Annotated in this window: 13 protein-coding genes; 2 read left to right on the top strand and 11 right to left on the bottom strand. The window is 72.0% G+C overall.

All coding sequences use genetic code 11. The features are described 5' to 3' along the window. Positions 1-4: 4 nt before the first annotated feature. Positions 5-1,471 carry a PAS domain-containing protein gene (locus tag NNW99_RS21390; protein WP_215120739.1) on the bottom strand — a complete coding sequence of 489 codons (1,467 nt, stop codon included), beginning with the start codon at positions 1,469-1,471 and terminating at the stop codon, positions 5-7. Positions 1,472-1,878: 407 nt separating this feature from the next. On the opposite strand from NNW99_RS21390, the gene NNW99_RS21385 reads away from it, so the two are divergent. Then, on the top strand, positions 1,879-2,349 hold the full coding sequence (locus tag NNW99_RS21385; protein WP_370869151.1) for a diadenosine tetraphosphate hydrolase: 471 nt from the start codon (positions 1,879-1,881) through the stop codon (positions 2,347-2,349). Positions 2,350-2,433: 84 nt separating this feature from the next. On the opposite strand, the gene NNW99_RS21380 is transcribed toward NNW99_RS21385, so the two are convergent. After that, positions 2,434-3,534 (bottom strand): citrate synthase 2, encoded by a 1,101-nt coding sequence (locus NNW99_RS21380; RefSeq protein WP_215120737.1) that lies wholly within the window; start codon positions 3,532-3,534, stop codon positions 2,434-2,436. 284 nt (positions 3,535-3,818) lie between these two features. Here NNW99_RS21380 and pdxH point away from each other — a divergent pair, with 284 nt between their 5' ends. After that, complete coding sequence (pdxH, locus tag NNW99_RS21375) at positions 3,819-4,487, top strand: pyridoxamine 5'-phosphate oxidase (protein WP_215120736.1); 669 nt, start codon at positions 3,819-3,821, stop codon at positions 4,485-4,487. 10 nt (positions 4,488-4,497) lie between these two features. Here pdxH and NNW99_RS21370 read toward each other — a convergent pair whose 3' ends face one another. The 9 genes from NNW99_RS21370 to NNW99_RS21330 are packed head-to-tail and all read right to left on the bottom strand — an operon-like array spanning position 4,498 to position 15,184. Further along, positions 4,498-5,055, bottom strand: coding sequence for a hypothetical protein (locus NNW99_RS21370; protein WP_215120735.1), 558 nt, complete (start codon positions 5,053-5,055; stop codon positions 4,498-4,500). Between the two features lie 34 nt (positions 5,056-5,089). Beyond that, a complete protein-coding gene (locus NNW99_RS21365) occupies positions 5,090-5,701 on the bottom strand; it encodes a TetR/AcrR family transcriptional regulator (RefSeq protein ID WP_215120734.1) in 612 nt (203 codons plus the stop codon). Beyond that, a complete protein-coding gene (locus tag NNW99_RS21360) occupies positions 5,689-6,423 on the bottom strand; it encodes an enoyl-CoA hydratase family protein (protein ID WP_215120733.1) in 735 nt (244 codons plus the stop codon). The genes NNW99_RS21365 and NNW99_RS21360 overlap by 13 nt, the downstream gene beginning before the upstream one ends. Further along, positions 6,420-7,988: a 4-coumarate--CoA ligase family protein gene (locus NNW99_RS21355; RefSeq protein ID WP_215120732.1), complete on the bottom strand. Its 1,569-nt coding sequence runs from the start codon at positions 7,986-7,988 to the stop codon at positions 6,420-6,422. The genes NNW99_RS21360 and NNW99_RS21355 overlap by 4 nt, the downstream gene beginning before the upstream one ends. A gap of 33 nt (positions 7,989-8,021) precedes the next feature. Continuing rightward, the gene (locus NNW99_RS21350; RefSeq protein WP_215120731.1) at positions 8,022-9,149 is read right to left on the bottom strand and encodes an acyl-CoA dehydrogenase family protein; all 1,128 of its coding nucleotides are present in this window, start codon (positions 9,147-9,149) and stop codon (positions 8,022-8,024) included. A gap of 56 nt (positions 9,150-9,205) precedes the next feature. Next, complete coding sequence (locus tag NNW99_RS21345; RefSeq protein ID WP_215120730.1) at positions 9,206-11,095, bottom strand: biotin carboxylase N-terminal domain-containing protein; 1,890 nt, start codon at positions 11,093-11,095, stop codon at positions 9,206-9,208. Between the two features lie 11 nt (positions 11,096-11,106). After that, positions 11,107-12,705 carry an acyl-CoA carboxylase subunit beta gene (locus NNW99_RS21340; RefSeq protein WP_215120729.1) on the bottom strand — a complete coding sequence of 533 codons (1,599 nt, stop codon included), beginning with the start codon at positions 12,703-12,705 and terminating at the stop codon, positions 11,107-11,109. Then, positions 12,702-14,369 (bottom strand): acyclic terpene utilization AtuA family protein, encoded by a 1,668-nt coding sequence (locus tag NNW99_RS21335; protein ID WP_215120728.1) that lies wholly within the window; start codon positions 14,367-14,369, stop codon positions 12,702-12,704. Before NNW99_RS21335 ends, NNW99_RS21340 begins: the two co-directional genes overlap by 4 nt. Beyond that, positions 14,366-15,184, bottom strand: a complete 819-nt coding sequence (locus NNW99_RS21330) for a TIGR03084 family metal-binding protein (protein WP_215120727.1) — start codon at positions 15,182-15,184, stop codon at positions 14,366-14,368. Before NNW99_RS21330 ends, NNW99_RS21335 begins: the two co-directional genes overlap by 4 nt. Positions 15,185-15,297 lie beyond the last annotated feature (113 nt).

Raw genomic sequence — 15,297 nt, 5'->3', positions numbered from 1 at the left:
GGTTTCACACCGGCTCGTCCGACAACCCCGCGAGATCCAGAGACGCCGCGATCCGTATCGCCACATCCTCCGCGTACATCGCGTCGGACCGCTCGAACGCGCTGCGCCCGGCCCCCCGCAGGAACGTCACCACACCCAGCGTCCGCCCCCGGCTGCGCAGCACCGCGCACAGGGCGTGCACCGCGTCCGGCGGCCACTGCCGGGCCTCGGCCCACAGCCGGGCCTCCTCGGGCGACGCGGACCCCGCACTCGCCCGCAGCGCCCCGACCCGCTCCACGCACTGCAGCGCCGGATGCCCCTCCGCGTACCGCGCGGGCAGCCCCGCGTGGCCCGAGAGCTTGCTCGGCCCCGGCGCGCCGGACGGAGTGGCGGCGACCCGCACCAGCCGTACCGGCGCGTCGGTCTGCGCCTCGACGAGCGCACCGCCCGCCACCCGGTCGATCAGCGCGTGGTCGGCGAACCCGGCCAGGGCGAAGTCCAGATGAACCGTCGCCGCCTCCGCCGGGTCCTCGCACTCGGCGGCGGCCCGCGAGGCCCGGTGCAGCTGCTGCGTACGGAACCGCAGCAGCGACGCCTCCTGCTCGCTCTGCTTGGCCTCCGTCACGTCCTGGAACAGCCACCCCACACCCAGCGGAACGGGCTCCTCCGCGAGCGGCGAGGCCAGCCGTACGAAGCCGCTGCGCCAGCACCGCCGCCGCTCGCCCTCCGGCGCGCGCACACCCACCCACACCTCGGCGGGCGCCGGCGGCGCGCCCTCGGCCAGCACATGCTGCAGCGCGCTCTCCAGCTCCTCCACGCCCTGCGACAGCAGATCCCCGAGCGGCCGGCCGAGCACGGACGTACGGCCCGTACCCAGCGCCTTGGCCGCGTGCGCGTTCACCACGGCCGGCCGCAGGTCGACATCCACGAGCACGACGCCCCAGCTGGCGTCCTCGAACAGTGCCTCGCTGAGCGCGATCGACCGCTCCAGATCGATCTGCGCGTGCACCTCGCTGAAGGCGCAGTACACCCCCGCCGGCTTCCCGTCGGTCCCGCGCACCGCCGCCGACTGGGTCCGTACGAGCACCCGGCCGCCGTCCTTCGTCAGCAACGCGAACTCGTTCACCTGCCGGCCCGGGGCGTGCATCGCCGACAGCAGCCGGCTCTCGACCTCCTCGGCGTCCGCGCTGCGCACGGCCCATCCGGCCAGGCCCCGCCGCCCCACGGCCTCGTCCGCGCTCCATCCGAGAATCCGCTCGGCCTCGCGGTTCCAGTGCGTCACGACACCGTCGGCGTCGAAGGCACACAGCGCCGCGTCCATCCCGTCCAGCAACGCGGCAAGCAGATCGGACCCACCCGAGCCGTCCCGCTCGGGCTCTGGCTCGTCGGGCCCCAGTTCGTCGGTGGTCCCACTACGCCGGGAAGCACTCACCTGGACCCCCTGCAGGCTGCGTCCGCACGTACCGCACGTCGGTTCGCTACTTGCAATCATTCAACTGGAACGTGACCCAGCGCACACCGTGTTCCCACAACATTGAAAGAATCGTTGTACGAGGGCATTCCCCACGTCATCCGCCGACGAACCCCGTCTCCTCGGGCGCGGCCCGGAGTCAAGGTCTCAGAAAAACGGTTGATGCGAGGCCGATCGGTTTCTTAGGGTTCCAGGTACACGAGAAGGGAGGTGGTTCGGCAGATGTATGAGAACCGGACGCGTGAGGTGGCTGCGGGCTAGCGGCCCGTCACCACACACAGTGCGGTGCCGGACCAGCGCGTGAGCGAAGCGCGCAGCCGGCCCAATCTCCAGCAGTCACCCGACCCGCGAGCCGCCGGTACGTCCGGCCGGCCCTCCACAGGAGGACCAGGCTCGCGGGTCGTCTGCGTTTTCGGGGGTGGTTCGTGATGGGCGGATGGCGTGAGGACCGGGTCGGCAGTGCGCTGCGGGGTGAGAATCCAGCCGTGCTGCGGAGGCTGGACGCCGGGTTCGCGGCGATCGGGGACGTGCAGTTTCTGCCCGGGTACTCGGTGCTGCTGACGGATGATCCGGCGGTGCGGCGGTTGTCGGAGCTGCCCCGGGGCAGGCGGCTGGCGTTTCTGGGGAACATGGACCGGCTGGGGGAGGCCGTCGAGCGGGCCTGTCGGCGGGTGGAGTCGGGGTTTCGGCGGGTCAATCTGGAGATTCTCGGGAATGCCGAGGGGTTTCTGCACGCGCATGTGTGGCCGCGGTACGACTGGGAGCCCGAGGATCTCGTACGGCTGCCCGTGTGGCTCTATCCGCGGGAGCGGTGGAGCGAGGAGCGGTATGCGCTCGGGGCGCGGCATGCCCCGCTGCGGGAGGCGATCGGGGAGGAGCTGGACCGGCTCGGGGAGTAGGGGCGCCGGCGGGACGGCGAACGGCCATCACGCGGGGCGCTGCGCTCCGGGTGATGGCCGTCGGGGTGGTGGGCTCGGGTGGGGTCAGTGGGCGATGTCGCCGTAGCCCTCGATGTCGCGGGGGTCGCGGGTGCCCGGGCCGACGTAGCGGGCCGAGGGGCGGACCAGGCGGCCGGTGCGCTTCTGCTCGAGGATGTGGGCGGACCAGCCGGCCGTGCGGGCGCAGGTGAACATGGACGTGAACATGTGCGCCGGGACCTCGGCGAAGTCCAGGACGATGGCCGCCCAGAACTCGACGTTCGTCGCGAGGACGCGGTCGGGGCGGCGGGCGTGGAGTTCCGCGAGGGCCGCCTTCTCCAGGGCCTCGGCGACCTCGAAGCGGGGGGCGCCGAGTTCGCGGGCGGTGCGGCGCAGGACCCGGGCCCGGGGGTCCTCGGCGCGGTAGACGCGGTGGCCGAAGCCCATGAGGCGCTCGCCCTTGTCGAGGGCCTGTTTCACATAGGCCTCGGCGTCGCCCGTGCGTTCGATCTCCTCGATCATGCCGAGGACGCGGGAGGGGGCGCCGCCGTGCAGCGGGCCGGACATGGCTCCCACGGCGCCGGAGAGGGCCGCCGCCACGTCCGCGCCCGTCGAGGCGATCACGCGGGCCGTGAACGTGGACGCGTTCATGCCATGCTCGGCCGCGCTCGTCCAGTACGCGTCCACCGCCGCCACATGCTTGGGGTCCGGCTCGCCGCGCCAGCGGATCATGAAGCGCTCGACGACGGACTGCGCCTTGTCGATCTCACGCTGCGGGACCATGGGCAGGCCCTGGCCGCGGGCCGACTGGGCGACGTAGGAGAGGGCCATGACGGCGGCGCGGGCGAGGTCGGCGCGGGCCTGCTCCTCGTCGATGTCGAGGAGCGGCTTGAGGCCCCAGACCGGGGCCAGCATGGCCAGGGCCGACTGGACGTCGACGCGGATGTCACCGGAGTGGACCGGGATGGGGAACGGCTCGGCGGGCGGCAGGCCGGGGTTGAAGGCGCCGTCGACGAGCAGGCCCCAGACGTTGCCGAAGGAGACATGCCCGACGAGGTCCTCGATGTCGACGCCCCGGTACCGGAGTGCGCCGCCCTCCTTATCGGGTTCGGCGATCTCCGTCTCGAACGCGACTACTCCCTCGAGCCCGGGTACGAAGTCGGACATCAGGCGGCTCCTCGTGATGTAAGTGACAGATGGTGTCTGGTGGGGTGAGACGGGTGAACCATGTGTCAGTCAGCTTGCGAAGCGGGCGGCCGTCCGGAGGATCCACGGTCGTCGCGGCGACTCGCGGCCCTGGCCGGTCTCCCCTGTGATGCCCCGTGCGGCTGGCGGTCACCCAACCGGATCGGCATCAGAACGATATCCCCGAGTGCCACCTTTGGGGAGGGGTCACGGCACTCAGTGCCACGCAGTGACGAAGGACACCGTCCATACGGCAAGATGACCGGGTGACCGACCGCGACGCCGTCCCCTTCGATCTGGCCTCGATGCGCAAGCAGTACCGGGCCGAGGGGCTCTCCGAGACCGAGCTGGCCGCGACCCCCGTCGAGCAGTTCGCGCGGTGGTTCAAGCAGGCCGCGACGGACGGCGGGCTGTTCGAGCCGAACGCCATGGTCGTCTCGACGGCCGACGCCGAGGGGCGGATCAGCGCCCGTACGGTTCTGCTGAAGCACTTCGACGAGCAGGGTTTCGTCTTCTACACGAACTACGACTCCCGCAAGGCCCGCGACCTGGCGGAGAACCCGTACGTCTCGCTGCTCTTCCCCTGGCATCCGATGGCCCGGCAGGTCCTCGTCACCGGTGTCGCGCGGCGCACCGGCCGGGACGAGACGGCGGCGTACTTCCGGACCCGGCCGCACGGCTCCCAGCTCGGCGCGTGGGCCAGCGCGCAGTCCTCCGTGATCTCCACCCGCGCCGGCCTCGACGACGCGTACGCCGAGCTGGCCGCCCGCTATCCGGAGGGCGAGCAGGTGCCCGTGCCCCCGCACTGGGGCGGCTTCCGGGTGGCCCCGCAGGCGGTGGAGTTCTGGCAGGGGCGGGAGAACCGGTTGCATGACCGGTTGCGGTATGTGGAGCAGGTTGACGGGAGCTGGCGGGTGGAGCGGCTGAGTCCCTGACGGGCCGGCCTCAGATATCTCCCCAGACGTACGCCGTACGGTGGCCGTCCAGCTGCCCGGCGAGACGGGTGCGGAAGTCCTCGGTGAGGTCGGGCCAGTTCCAGAACTCGAAGCCGAGGTGGCCGAAGGCCAGGGGGGCCTCGTCCCAGGACCAGTCCGGGACGGCGACGGGCGTGGTGCAGGCGGGGCAGTCGACGGACGCGGTGCCGGTGTCGTGCCAGGTCTGCATGGCGGTGAAGAAGCGTGGCCGGGTCTCGTCGTCCAGCGGCGTGGCCGAGGCGCAGTGCGGGCAGACGGCCGCGCCCGGCATGTCGGCGCCGCTGGTGAAGCCCGTACGGCGGGTGTGGACGGCGAGTCCGTCCCAGGGTTCGAAGTCCCAGTCGTCGGTCACGGCCCGTTCCCAGTGGGGGCCGGGGAGATGTCCGAGGGGCTGTCCGAGCACGCAGTCGGTGCGCTCGGCGAGGACGACGCCCTCCGCCGCGAGCCAGTCCAGTACCCGGCGGGCGAGCGGTTCGGCGTCGGTCGCGGTCGCGTCGAGGTCGACGATCGTCTGGAAGCGGTCACCCATGCCGGAACCGTAGCCCCCGCCACCGACAGCCCCCTCAGCCCAGCGTCTCCTCCAGCAGCCCCGCCCACTGCTCCACCACCCGTTCCCGGCGGGTCGTGTCGTCGGTGAGGAGGTTGGCGAGGCCGAGGCCTCGGGCCATGTCGAGGAGGCCCTGGACCGTTTCGCGGACGCCGGGGAGGGATTCGTCGGCGGCGAGGAGGTCGACCGCTATGCGGTGGGTCTCGCGGCCGACGCGGGATTCGAGTTCGGTGACGCGGGGGCGGAGCTGGTCCTCGTTGGAGGCGGCGACCCAGAGGTGGAGGGCGGCACGGAAGAGGGGGCCGGTGTAGAGGTCGACCAGGGCGGCGACGACCGCGTGGCGGTCTCCGGACGCGCCGTCGGGGAAGAGGGCGCGCAGGGCCGTGGAGCGTTCCTCGGCGACGTACTCGACGGCCGCCGTGAAGAGGTCCTCGCGGGTCGGGAAGTGGTGCTGTGCGGCGCCGCGGGAGACGCCGGCGCGTTCGGCGACGACCGAGACGGTGGAGCCGGCCCAGCCGTGTTCGGCGAGGCAGGCCACGGCGGCTTCCAGGAGCCGTTGCCGGGTGGCCCGGCTGCGGTCCTGCTTGGGGACCCTGTCCGCACGTTCGGCCGTGCTCACACCACCCATGCCGCATCCCGTCGTTCGAGGAAGGCCGTCATCCCCTCGCGGGCCTGCGCGGAGGAGAACAGCCGGGCCGAGAGCGCGGTCAGGTCGGCCGCGTCCCGGTCGAAGGCTTCCAGCACCCTAGCCGTGAGCAGCCGTTTCGTCTCGGCCAGGGCGTCGGGGGCCGATTTGCGCAGGCCGTCCAGGATGGGGGCCAGGGCCCCGTCGACATCGTCGGCGTGTGTGGTGAGCAGGCCCGTGCGCTGTGCCTCCGCCGCGTCGAAGCGTTCGCCGGTGAGGTAGTGGCGGGCCAGGGCGCGCGGGTCGGTGCGCGGGAGCAGGGGCAGGGAGATGACCGCGGGGGCGACGCCGATCCGGACCTCCGTGAAGGCGAAGGTGGCCTCGGTGGAGGCGGCGGCGATGTCGCAGGCGGCGAGGAGGCCGAGGCCGCCCGCGCGGACGTGGCCGGTGACGCGGGCGAGGACCGGCTTGGGCAGTTCGATGATCTGCCGGAGCAGACCGACCAGGGCGTCGGGGGGCGGTGGGTCCTTGAGGTCGGCGCCGGCGCTGAAGGTGTTGCCGGTGTGGGTGAGGACGATCGCGCGGACGCCGGTGTCCTTGCCGGCGTCGGTGAGGGCGTCGGCGAGTTCGGCGACCAGGGCCGCCGACAGGGCGTTGCGGTTGTGCGGTGAGTCGAGGGTGAGGGTCTCGACGGCACGCGCGCGGGTGCGCGTCACGAGGCTCATGTGCTCTCCCTGAGCTGTCGGCGGAGGATCTTGCCGGAGGCCGCGCGGGGGATGCCGACGATGAAGGTGACGTGCCGGATCCGTTTGTAGGGGGCGACGCGTTCGGCGACGAACATCATGATCTCGGCCTCCGAGAGGCCGGTGGCGGACGGCTGGCGGACCACGTACGCGTGCGGGACCTCGTTGCCGTCGTCGTCGTATCTGCCGATGACGGCGGCGTCGGCGATGCCCGGGTGGGTGAGGAGGAGGGCCTCCAGTTCGGCGGGGGCCACCTGGAAGCCCTTGTACTTGATGAGTTCCTTGACGCGGTCGACGACGAAGAGCCAGCCGTCGTCGTCGACATGGCCGACGTCCCCGGTGTGCAGCCAGCCGTCGGGGTCGATCATCGCGGCGGTGGCGTCGGGGCGGCCGAGGTAGCCCTTCATGACCTGGGGGCCGCGGATGAGGATCTCGCCGGACTCGCCGGCGGGAAGGTCCTTGCCGGGGTCGTCCAGGGAGACGACGCGCATCTCGGTGCCGGCGATGAGCTTGCCGACGGTTCCGGGCGGGGCGTCGCGCATCGCGTCCAGGGGGACGACATGGGTGCCGGGCGACAGTTCCGTCATGCCGTAGGCCTGGCCGACGGGCGGCAGGCCGAGCCGTTCGGAGCAGGCGGCGGCGAGGCGGGCGTCCAGGGGTGCGGCGGCGCTGAGGATGTACTTCAGGGACGACAGGTCGTACTGCGCGACGGCCGGGTGCTTGGCGAGGGCCAGGACGATCGGCGGGGCCACATAGAGGGCGGTGATGCGGTGGTTCTGGATGGCCGCGAGGAACTGTTCCAGGTCGAAGCGGGGCAGGACGACGACGGTGGCGCCCTTCCTGAGGGGCGCGTTCATCAGGGCCGTGAGCCCGTAGATGTGGAAGAACGGCAGGACGGCGAGGACGCGGTCGCCGGGGCCCGCGGGAATCGCCCCTTCGAGCTGGGCGAGGTTGGTGGCGATCTGCCGGTGGGTGAGCAGCACGCCCTTGGGGGTGCCGGTGGTTCCGGAGGAGTACGGGAGGGCCGCCACGTCCTCGGCGGGGTCGATGTCGATCACCGGCTCGGGGGCGGTGGAGGCCAGCATGTCGATCAGGGAGCGGTGGCCGGTGGCGCTGTCGCACACGAAGATCTCGCGTACGCCGCCCGCGAGTTCGGCGGCCCGGCGCGCGACGTCCAGCAGCGGTGAGACGGTGACGATCCAGCGGGCCGCCGAGTCCGTCAGCTGCTTGGCGAACTCCTGGGCGGTGGCGAGCGGGTGCACGGTGGTGACGGTGGCTCCCGCGCGCGTGGCGGCGTAGAAGGCGGTCGGGAAGGCGATGGTGTTGGGGCTGTGCAGGGCGAGGACGTCGCCCTTGCGCACCCCGGCCTCGGCGAGCCCGGCGGCGACGCGCCGGTGGAAGCGGTCCAGCTGCTCGTAGGACAGGGTCGTGCCGTCGGTGCCGTCGATCAGTGCCGGGATGCCGCCGAACTCCGCGGCCCGGGCCAGGACCGCGTCGTGGATGGGGAGGTCGACGGGCGGGACGTCTGCGTACTCGCTGCGGAACATGGTTCCTCCTCGCGCGGGCCGTCTCCGGCCGTCTCAGTACGACTTGGGCAGGCCCAGGGTCTGGTGGGAGACGTAGTTCAGAATCATCTCCCGGCTCACCGGTGCGATACGAGCCACGCGCGCGGCCGTTATCAGCTGCGCCAGGCCGTACTCACGGGTGAGGCCGTTGCCGCCGAGGGTGTGCACGGCCTGGTCCACGGCCCTCACACAGGCCTCCCCGGCCGCGTACTTCGCCATGTTGGCGGCCTCCCCGGCACCCATGTCGTCGCCCGCGTCGTACAGGTGGGCGGCCTTCTCCATCATCAGGCGGGCGAGTTCCAGCTCGATGTGCGCCTGGGCGAGGGGGTGCGCGATGGCCTGGTGGGCGCCGATGGGGGTTTTCCAGACCTGGCGGTCGCGGGCGTACTCGATGGCCCGCGCGAGCGCGTAGCGGCCCATGCCGATCGCGAAGGCGGCCGTCATGATGCGCTCGGGGTTGAGGCCGGCGAAGAGCTGCAGCAGGCCCGCGTCCTCGTCGCCGACGAGGGCGTCGGCGGGCAGCCGTACGTCGTCGAGGGTGAGCTCGAACTGCTTCTCGGTGGCGTTGAGTTCCATGTCGATCGCGCGGCGGCCGAACCCGGGGGTGTCGCGCGGGACGATGAACAGGCAGGGCTTGAGGCTGCCGGTGCGGGCGTCCTCGGTACGGCCGACGATGAGGGTCGCGTCCGCGATGTCCACGCCGGAGACGAAGACCTTGCGGCCGGTGAGGATCCAGTCGCCGGTGTCCTGGTCGCGGCGGGCGGTGGTGGTGATGCGGTGGCTGTTGGAGCCGGCGTCGGGTTCGGTGATGCCGAAGGCCATGAGGCGGGAGCCGTCGGCCAGGGCCGGGAGCCAGGTTTGCTTCTGGGCGTCTGTGCCGAAGCGGGCGATGACTGTGCCGCAGATCGCCGGGGAGACGATCATCATGAGGAGGGGGCAGCCTGTTGCGCCGAGTTCTTCGAGGACGAGGGAGAGTTCTGTGATGCCGCCGCCTCCGCCGCCGTGCTCCTCCGGGAGGTTGACGCCCAGGTAGCCCAGTTTGCCTGCTTCCGACCAGAGTTGGGTGGGGTCGGATCCTCGGCCGTGGCGTTTGCCCAGGGCTGAGACGGCTTCTCGCAGTGCCTTGTGGTCTTCCGTGTCCATGAGGAGTCCTTTCGCGTGCGGGCCGTATGTGGCTTGTCGCGCAGTTCCCCGCGCCCCTAAGAAGAGACCTCCTTCACCACTGCCAGGAGCGCGCCCGGCTCTACCTGTTGGCCTGGTACCGCACACAACTCACTCAGCGTTCCCGTCACGGGCGCTGTGATCTTGTGCTGCATCTTCATCGCTTCGAGCCAGAGGATCGGTTCACCGGCCTTGACGGGGGTTCCTGGGGTGAGGCCGTCGGCCACTCGGACGACCGTGCCGGGCATGGGGGCCAGGAGGGAGCCGGGGGCGTGCTGGGCGGTCGGGTCGGGGAAGCGGGGCAGGGCGGTGAGGGTGGTGGTGTTGACGTAGAGCTGGTCGCCGTAGCGGGACACCTCGAACCGTCGTCGTACGCCGTCCACTTCGAGGATGACGAGACCGGCGTCCGCGTGTACGACGGTCACGCCGTCCGCCTCCAGGCCCGTGCGGGTGTGGCGGTAGTGGGCCTCGTGCTCCTCGCCCGCCATCGCATAGCGCTTGATCTGCGGCTGTGAGGGGACGTTGCGCCAGCCGCCGAAGCGGGAGGGCGCGCGGGAGCCGGTGTGGGCGTCGGCCAAGGCGGCTGCCAGGGGGGCGTGCGGGTCGGTGGTGGGGGTGGTCAGGTCGGGCAGGTGGCGGTCGTAGAAGCCGGTGTCCATACGGGCCGCCGTGAACTCCTCGTGCCGCAGGGAGCTGACGAGGAGGTCGCGGTTGGTGACGGGGCCGTGGATCACGGCCCGTTCAAGGGCGGAGGCGAGTGTGCGGAGGGCCTCCGCTCGCGTGGGAGCGTGGGCGACGACCTTGGCGAGCATGGGGTCGTAGTGGACGCCGATGGTGTCGCCGTCGGTGTAGCCGGTGTCCAGGCGGACGCCCTCCGGTACGGACAGGCGGTGCAGGCGGCCGGTCTGCGGGGCCCAGTCGCGGGACGGGTCCTCGGCGTACAGGCGGGCCTCGACGGCGTGGCCACGCGCGCGTGGCGGGTCGTTGTCGAAGGGATGGCCTTCGAGAGGGCGGCCTTCGAGTGGGTGGCCTTCGGCGATCCGGAGCTGTGCGGCGATCAGGTCCAGGCCGAACACGGCCTCCGTCACGGGGTGTTCTACCTGGAGGCGGGTGTTCATCTCCAGGAAGTGCGCCCTGCCGTCGGCGACGAGGAACTCGACCGTGCCCGCGCCCACGTAGTCGACGGCCCGGGCGGCCCGTGCGGCGAGGGTGCTCAGCTCCTGGCGGAGTTCGTCGGGGAGCCCGGGTGCGGGGGCCTCCTCGATCACCTTCTGGTGGCGGCGCTGGAGGGAGCAGTCGCGGGTGCCGAGCGGCAGGACCGTGCCGTGGGTGTCGGCGAGGATCTGGACCTCGACATGGCGGCCGTTCTCGACGTACGGCTCTACGAAGACCTCGCCGTCGCCGAAGGCGCTCGCGGCCTCGGCGCGTGCGGCGGCCAGTTCGGCGTCCAGGTCCGCGAGCCGTCGTACGACGCGCATGCCGCGTCCGCCGCCGCCCGCCGCCGCCTTCACGAGGACGGGCAGGTCGGCTTCGGTGACGTGGGTGAGGGGCTGGATGCCCATGAGCTGCTTGGCGCGGGTCTTGGACGCCATCGCCTCGATGGCCTCGGGGGGCGGGCCGATCCAGAGCAGGCCCGCGTCCTGGACGGCCCGGGCGAAGTCGGCGTTCTCGGAGAGGAAGCCGTATCCGGGGTGCACGGCGTCCGCGCCGGCCGCGACGGCGGCCTTCACGATGAGGTCGCCGCGCAGATAGGTGTCGGCGGGCGCCTCCCCCGGAAGTCGTACGCTCGCGTCGGCCACGCGTGCGTGGAGGGCGCCCTCGTCCGCGTCCGAGTGGACGGCGATGGTGCGGATGCCCAGTTCGCGGCAGGTGCGGAAGACGCGGCAGGCGATCTCGCCCCGGTTGGCGACCAGCAGAGAAGTGATCACGGAAAGGTCCCTCACATCCGGAAGACGCCGAAGCCACCGCGCGCACCCTCGTACGCCGCCGTGTGGATGGCCGACAGGCACAGGCCGAGGACGGTGCGGGTGTCGCGCGGGTCGATGACACCGTCGTCGTACAGCCGCCCGGACAGGAACATCGGCAGCGACTCGGACTCGATCTGCTGCTCCACCATGGCGCGCAGGGCGGCGTCCGCCTCGTCGTCGTAGGGCTGTCCCTTGGCGGCGGCGGACTGGCGGGCGACGATCGACAGCACGCCCGCGAGCTGCTGGGGGCCCATGACGGCCGACTTGGCGCTGGGCCAGGCGAAGAGGAAGCGGGGGTCGTAGGCCCGTCCGCACATGCCGTAGTGGCCGGCGCCGTACGAAGCGCCGAGCAGGACGGAGAGGTGGGGGACGCGGCTGTTGCTGACGGCGTTGATCATCATCGCGCCGTGTTTGATGATGCCGCCCTGCTCGTACTCCTTGCCGACCATGTAGCCGGTGGTGTTGTGCAGGAAGAGCAGCGGGATGTCGCGCTGGTTGGCGAGCTGGATGAACTGGGCGGCCTTCTGGGACTCCTCGCTGAAGAGGACCCCTTGGGCGTTGGCGAGGATGCCGACCGGATAGCCGTGCAGGGTGGCCCAGCCGGTGGTCAGGCTCGTGCCGTAGAGCGGCTTGAACTCGTCGAAATCGGAGGCGTCGACCATGCGGGCGATGACCTCGCGCGGGTCGAAGGGGCTCTTCAGATCGCCGGGGACGATGCCGAGGAGTTCGTCGGCGGCGTACTTGGGCGGCTCGGCCGGGCCGGGATCGTCGTACGCCTTGCGGTGGTTGAGGCGGGCGACCACGCGCCGGGCCTGGCGGAGCGCGTCGGGCTCGTCGACGGCGAAGTAGTCGGCCAGGCCCGACACGCGCGCGTGCATCTCGGCGCCGCCCAGGGACTCGTCGTCGCTCTCCTCGCCCGTGGCCATCTTCACCAGCGGCGGGCCGCCGAGGAACACCTTCGCCCGCTCCTTGACCATGATCACGTGGTCGGACATGCCGGGGATGTAGGCGCCACCGGCGGTGGAGTTGCCGAAGACGACGGCGACGGTCGGGATCCCGGCCGCCGACAGCCGTGTCAGGTCCCGGAAGATGGCGCCCCCGGGGATGAAGATCTCCTTCTGGGACGGCAGATCGGCGCCGCCGGACTCCACCAGGCTGATGCAGGGCAGCCGGTTGGCGAGGGCGATGTCGTTCGCGCGCAGGGCCTTCTTCAGCGACCACGGGTTGCTCGCTCCCCCGCGCACGGTCGGGTCGTTGGCGGTGATCAGGCACTCCACGCCCTCGACCACACCGATGCCGGTGACGAGGGAGGCGCCGACCGCGTAGTCACTGCCCCAGGCCGCCAGCGGGGACAGCTCCAGGAACGGGGTGTCCGGATCGAGGAGCAGCTCGATGCGCTCGCGGGCGAGGAGCTTGCCGCGTTTGCGGTGCCGCGCCACGTACTTCTCGCCGCCGCCCGCGAGGGCCTTGGCGTGCTCGGCGTCGAGTGCGGTGAGCTTGGCGAGCATCGCCTCGCGGTTGTCCCGGTGCTCGGGGCTGTTCGGGTCGAGCGCGGAGGTCAGGACGGTCACAGGAGGGCCTCCGGTATGTCCAGGTGGCGGGAGCGCAGCCATTCGCCGAGGGCCTTGGCCTGCGGGTCGAAACGGTGCTGAGCGGCGACGCCCGCGCCGAGGATGCCCTCGACGACGAAGTTGAGGGCGCGGAGCTGGGGCAGCAGGTGCCGGGTGACGTGCAGTTCGCGGCTCTCGGGGATCAGCTGCTGGAATCGTTCGGCCGTCAGCTCGTGTGCGAGCCAGCGCCAGGCGTCGTCCGTGCGGGCCCACACCCCGACGTTGGCGTTGCCGCCCTTGTCACCGCTGCGGGCGCCCGCGACTAGGCCGAGGGGGGCGTGGCGGGTGGGGCCGGTCGGCAGGGGCGCCGGGAGCGGGGGGTCGGGCAGCCGGTCGAGTACGAGGGTGTCGTGGGGCGGTGGCACGGGAATCCGGCGTCCGTCATGGAGGACCGCCACATGGTCGACGGCCCCATGGGGGACGTACACATCCTCGAAGACCCCATAGGGCGAGCCCTTCCCCGGTGGGGCCAGCACATGGAAGCCGGGGTAACTGGCGAGCGCCAGCTCCACGGCCGCCCCGCTCAGCGCCCGCCCGACGGTGTCCTGGTCCGGGTCCCGTACGACGAGCCGCAGCAGCGCGCTCGCCGTCTCTTCGCTCGGAGCGTCGGGCCGGTCGGTGCGGACCAGCTCCCAGCGCACGTCGGCGGCCTTGCCGAGGGCGGGTTCCAACTGCTCCCGCACAAGGGCCGCCTTGGCCTCGATGTCGAGGCCGGTGAGCACGAAGACGACCTCGTTGCGGAAGCCGCCGAGCTTGTTGAGGCCGACCTTGAGGGTGGGCGGGGGCGCCTCTCCGCGCACGCCGTCGATCCGCACCCGGTCGGGGCCGTCCTGGCCGAGCCGTACGGTGTCCAGCCGGGTGGTGACGTCGGGCCCCGCGTACCGGGCACCGGCCGTCTCGTACAGCAACTGGGCGGTGACGGTGCCGACATCGACGAAGCCGCCGGTGCCGGGGTGCTTGGTGATGACGCAGCTGCCGTCCTCGTGGAGTTCGGCGAGCGGGAAGCCGGGCCGGCGGACGTCGCCGTCCCGGAAGAAGGCGTAGTTGCCGCCGGTGGCCTGCGCCCCGCACTCCAGGACATGCCCGGCGACGACGGCGCCCGCGAGCCGGTCGTAGTCCGTCTCCCTCCACCCGAAGTGGGCGGCGGCGGGCCCGGTGACGAGGGCCGCGTCCGTCACCCGCCCCGTGACGACGAGGTCCGCGCCCTCCCGCAGACACGCCGCGATGCCGAACCCGCCGAGGTAGGCGTGGGCGGCGAGACTGCCGGGGTGGTGGGAGGTGAGGTCGTCACCTCCCACATGGGCGACGCGTACGGGGATGCCGAGCCGGTCGGCCAAGTGCCGTACGGCGTCGGCGAGTCCGGCCGGGTTGAGCCCACCGGCGTTGGTGACGATCTTCACGCCCCGCTCGTGGGCGATCCCCAGGCAGTCCTCCAACTGCCGCAGGAACGTGCGGGCGTACCCGGCGGCCGGGTCCTTCAGCCGGTCGCGGCCGAGGATCAGCATCGTCAGCTCGGCGAGGTAGTCGCCGGTGAGGACGTCGAGTTCGCCGCCGGTGAGCATCTCGCGAAGGGCGTCGAAGCGGTCGCCGTAGAAGCCGGAGGCGTTGCCGATGCGCAGGGTCACGGGGTGGCCTCCTGTGAAGGCCCCTGGGCTGCCCCCTTCGGTGTACGGCCGCTGCCCGGTGGTCCTGCGAAGGCCTGGGCGAGGTCCAGCCAGCGGTCGGCGTCGGGGCCGTCGGCGTGCAGGGCGAGGTCGGCGCGGTGGGCGCGCTGGGTGACCAGGAGGCAGAAGTCGAGGGCGGGGCCGGTGACGCGTTGCGGGGCGTCCTCGGGGCCGTACGCCCACACGTCGCCGGAGGGTGCGTGGAGTTCGACGCGGAACGGTTCGGCGGGTGGGGTCAGCCCGTGCACGCCGTAGGCGAAGTCCCGGGTCCTCACCCCGAGCCAGGCCACATGTCGCAGCCGGTCGGTGGGTGGGCGCACCACACCCAGGGCGTCGGCCACGTCCTGTCCATGGGCCCAGGTCTCCATAAGGCGGGCCGTCGCCATGGATGCCGCCGACATGGGTGGGCCGTACCAGGGGAAGCGCGCCTTCGGCGGGGCGGCCCGCAGCGCCTTCTCCAGTGCCGTACGGCCCTCACGCCAGCGCGCGAGCAGTTCGGCGGGCGGGAGCCCCGCGCCCTCCTCGGCGCCCTCGTCGACGAAGGAGCCCGGGGCCGCGAGGGCCTTCTCGACCAGGGCGCGGAAGCCGTCGGCGTCCGTGACGGCGAGCAGGGCCGAGCGGTCGGTCCAGGCGAGGTGGGCGATCTGGTGGGCGACGGTCCAGCCGGGGGCGGGGGTCGCGAGCGCCCAGCGCGGCTCGCTCGCCCCGGCCACGAGGTGGTCGAGTTCCTCGCTCTCCTCGCGCAGGTCGTCGATCACGGACGTCGGATCGGACACGGGCGCTCCCTGGGGCACGGCGGTGTGCGGGGTGGTGCGGGGTGGTGCGACGTGCTGAGGAGCATGGCAGCGGGGTCAGAAACAATCAAGCATGCTTGCATGAAAATGTGAGG

Origin of the sequence: Streptomyces sp. CRCS-T-1, assembly GCF_024442335.1 — a bacterium.
Taxonomy (GTDB): Bacteria; Actinomycetota; Actinomycetes; order Streptomycetales; family Streptomycetaceae; genus Streptomyces; species Streptomyces koelreuteriae.
This window is presented reverse-complemented; position numbering and strand designations above follow the sequence as displayed.

What these genes read in the sequence shown, in the direction of transcription:
- NNW99_RS21390 (WP_215120739.1), bottom strand. Translation starts at nt 1,471, where the DNA reads ATGATTGCAAGTAGCGAACCGACGTGCGGTACGTGCGGACGCAGCCTG.
- NNW99_RS21385 (WP_370869151.1), top strand. Translation starts at nt 1,879, where the DNA reads ATGGGCGGATGGCGTGAGGACCGGGTCGGCAGTGCGCTGCGGGGTGAG.
- NNW99_RS21380 (WP_215120737.1), bottom strand. Translation starts at nt 3,534, where the DNA reads ATGTCCGACTTCGTACCCGGGCTCGAGGGAGTAGTCGCGTTCGAGACG.
- NNW99_RS21370 (WP_215120735.1), bottom strand. Translation starts at nt 5,055, where the DNA reads ATGGGTGACCGCTTCCAGACGATCGTCGACCTCGACGCGACCGCGACC.
- NNW99_RS21365 (WP_215120734.1), bottom strand. Translation starts at nt 5,701, where the DNA reads ATGGGTGGTGTGAGCACGGCCGAACGTGCGGACAGGGTCCCCAAGCAG.
- NNW99_RS21360 (WP_215120733.1), bottom strand. Translation starts at nt 6,423, where the DNA reads ATGAGCCTCGTGACGCGCACCCGCGCGCGTGCCGTCGAGACCCTCACC.
- NNW99_RS21355 (WP_215120732.1), bottom strand. Translation starts at nt 7,988, where the DNA reads ATGTTCCGCAGCGAGTACGCAGACGTCCCGCCCGTCGACCTCCCCATC.
- NNW99_RS21350 (WP_215120731.1), bottom strand. Translation starts at nt 9,149, where the DNA reads ATGGACACGGAAGACCACAAGGCACTGCGAGAAGCCGTCTCAGCCCTG.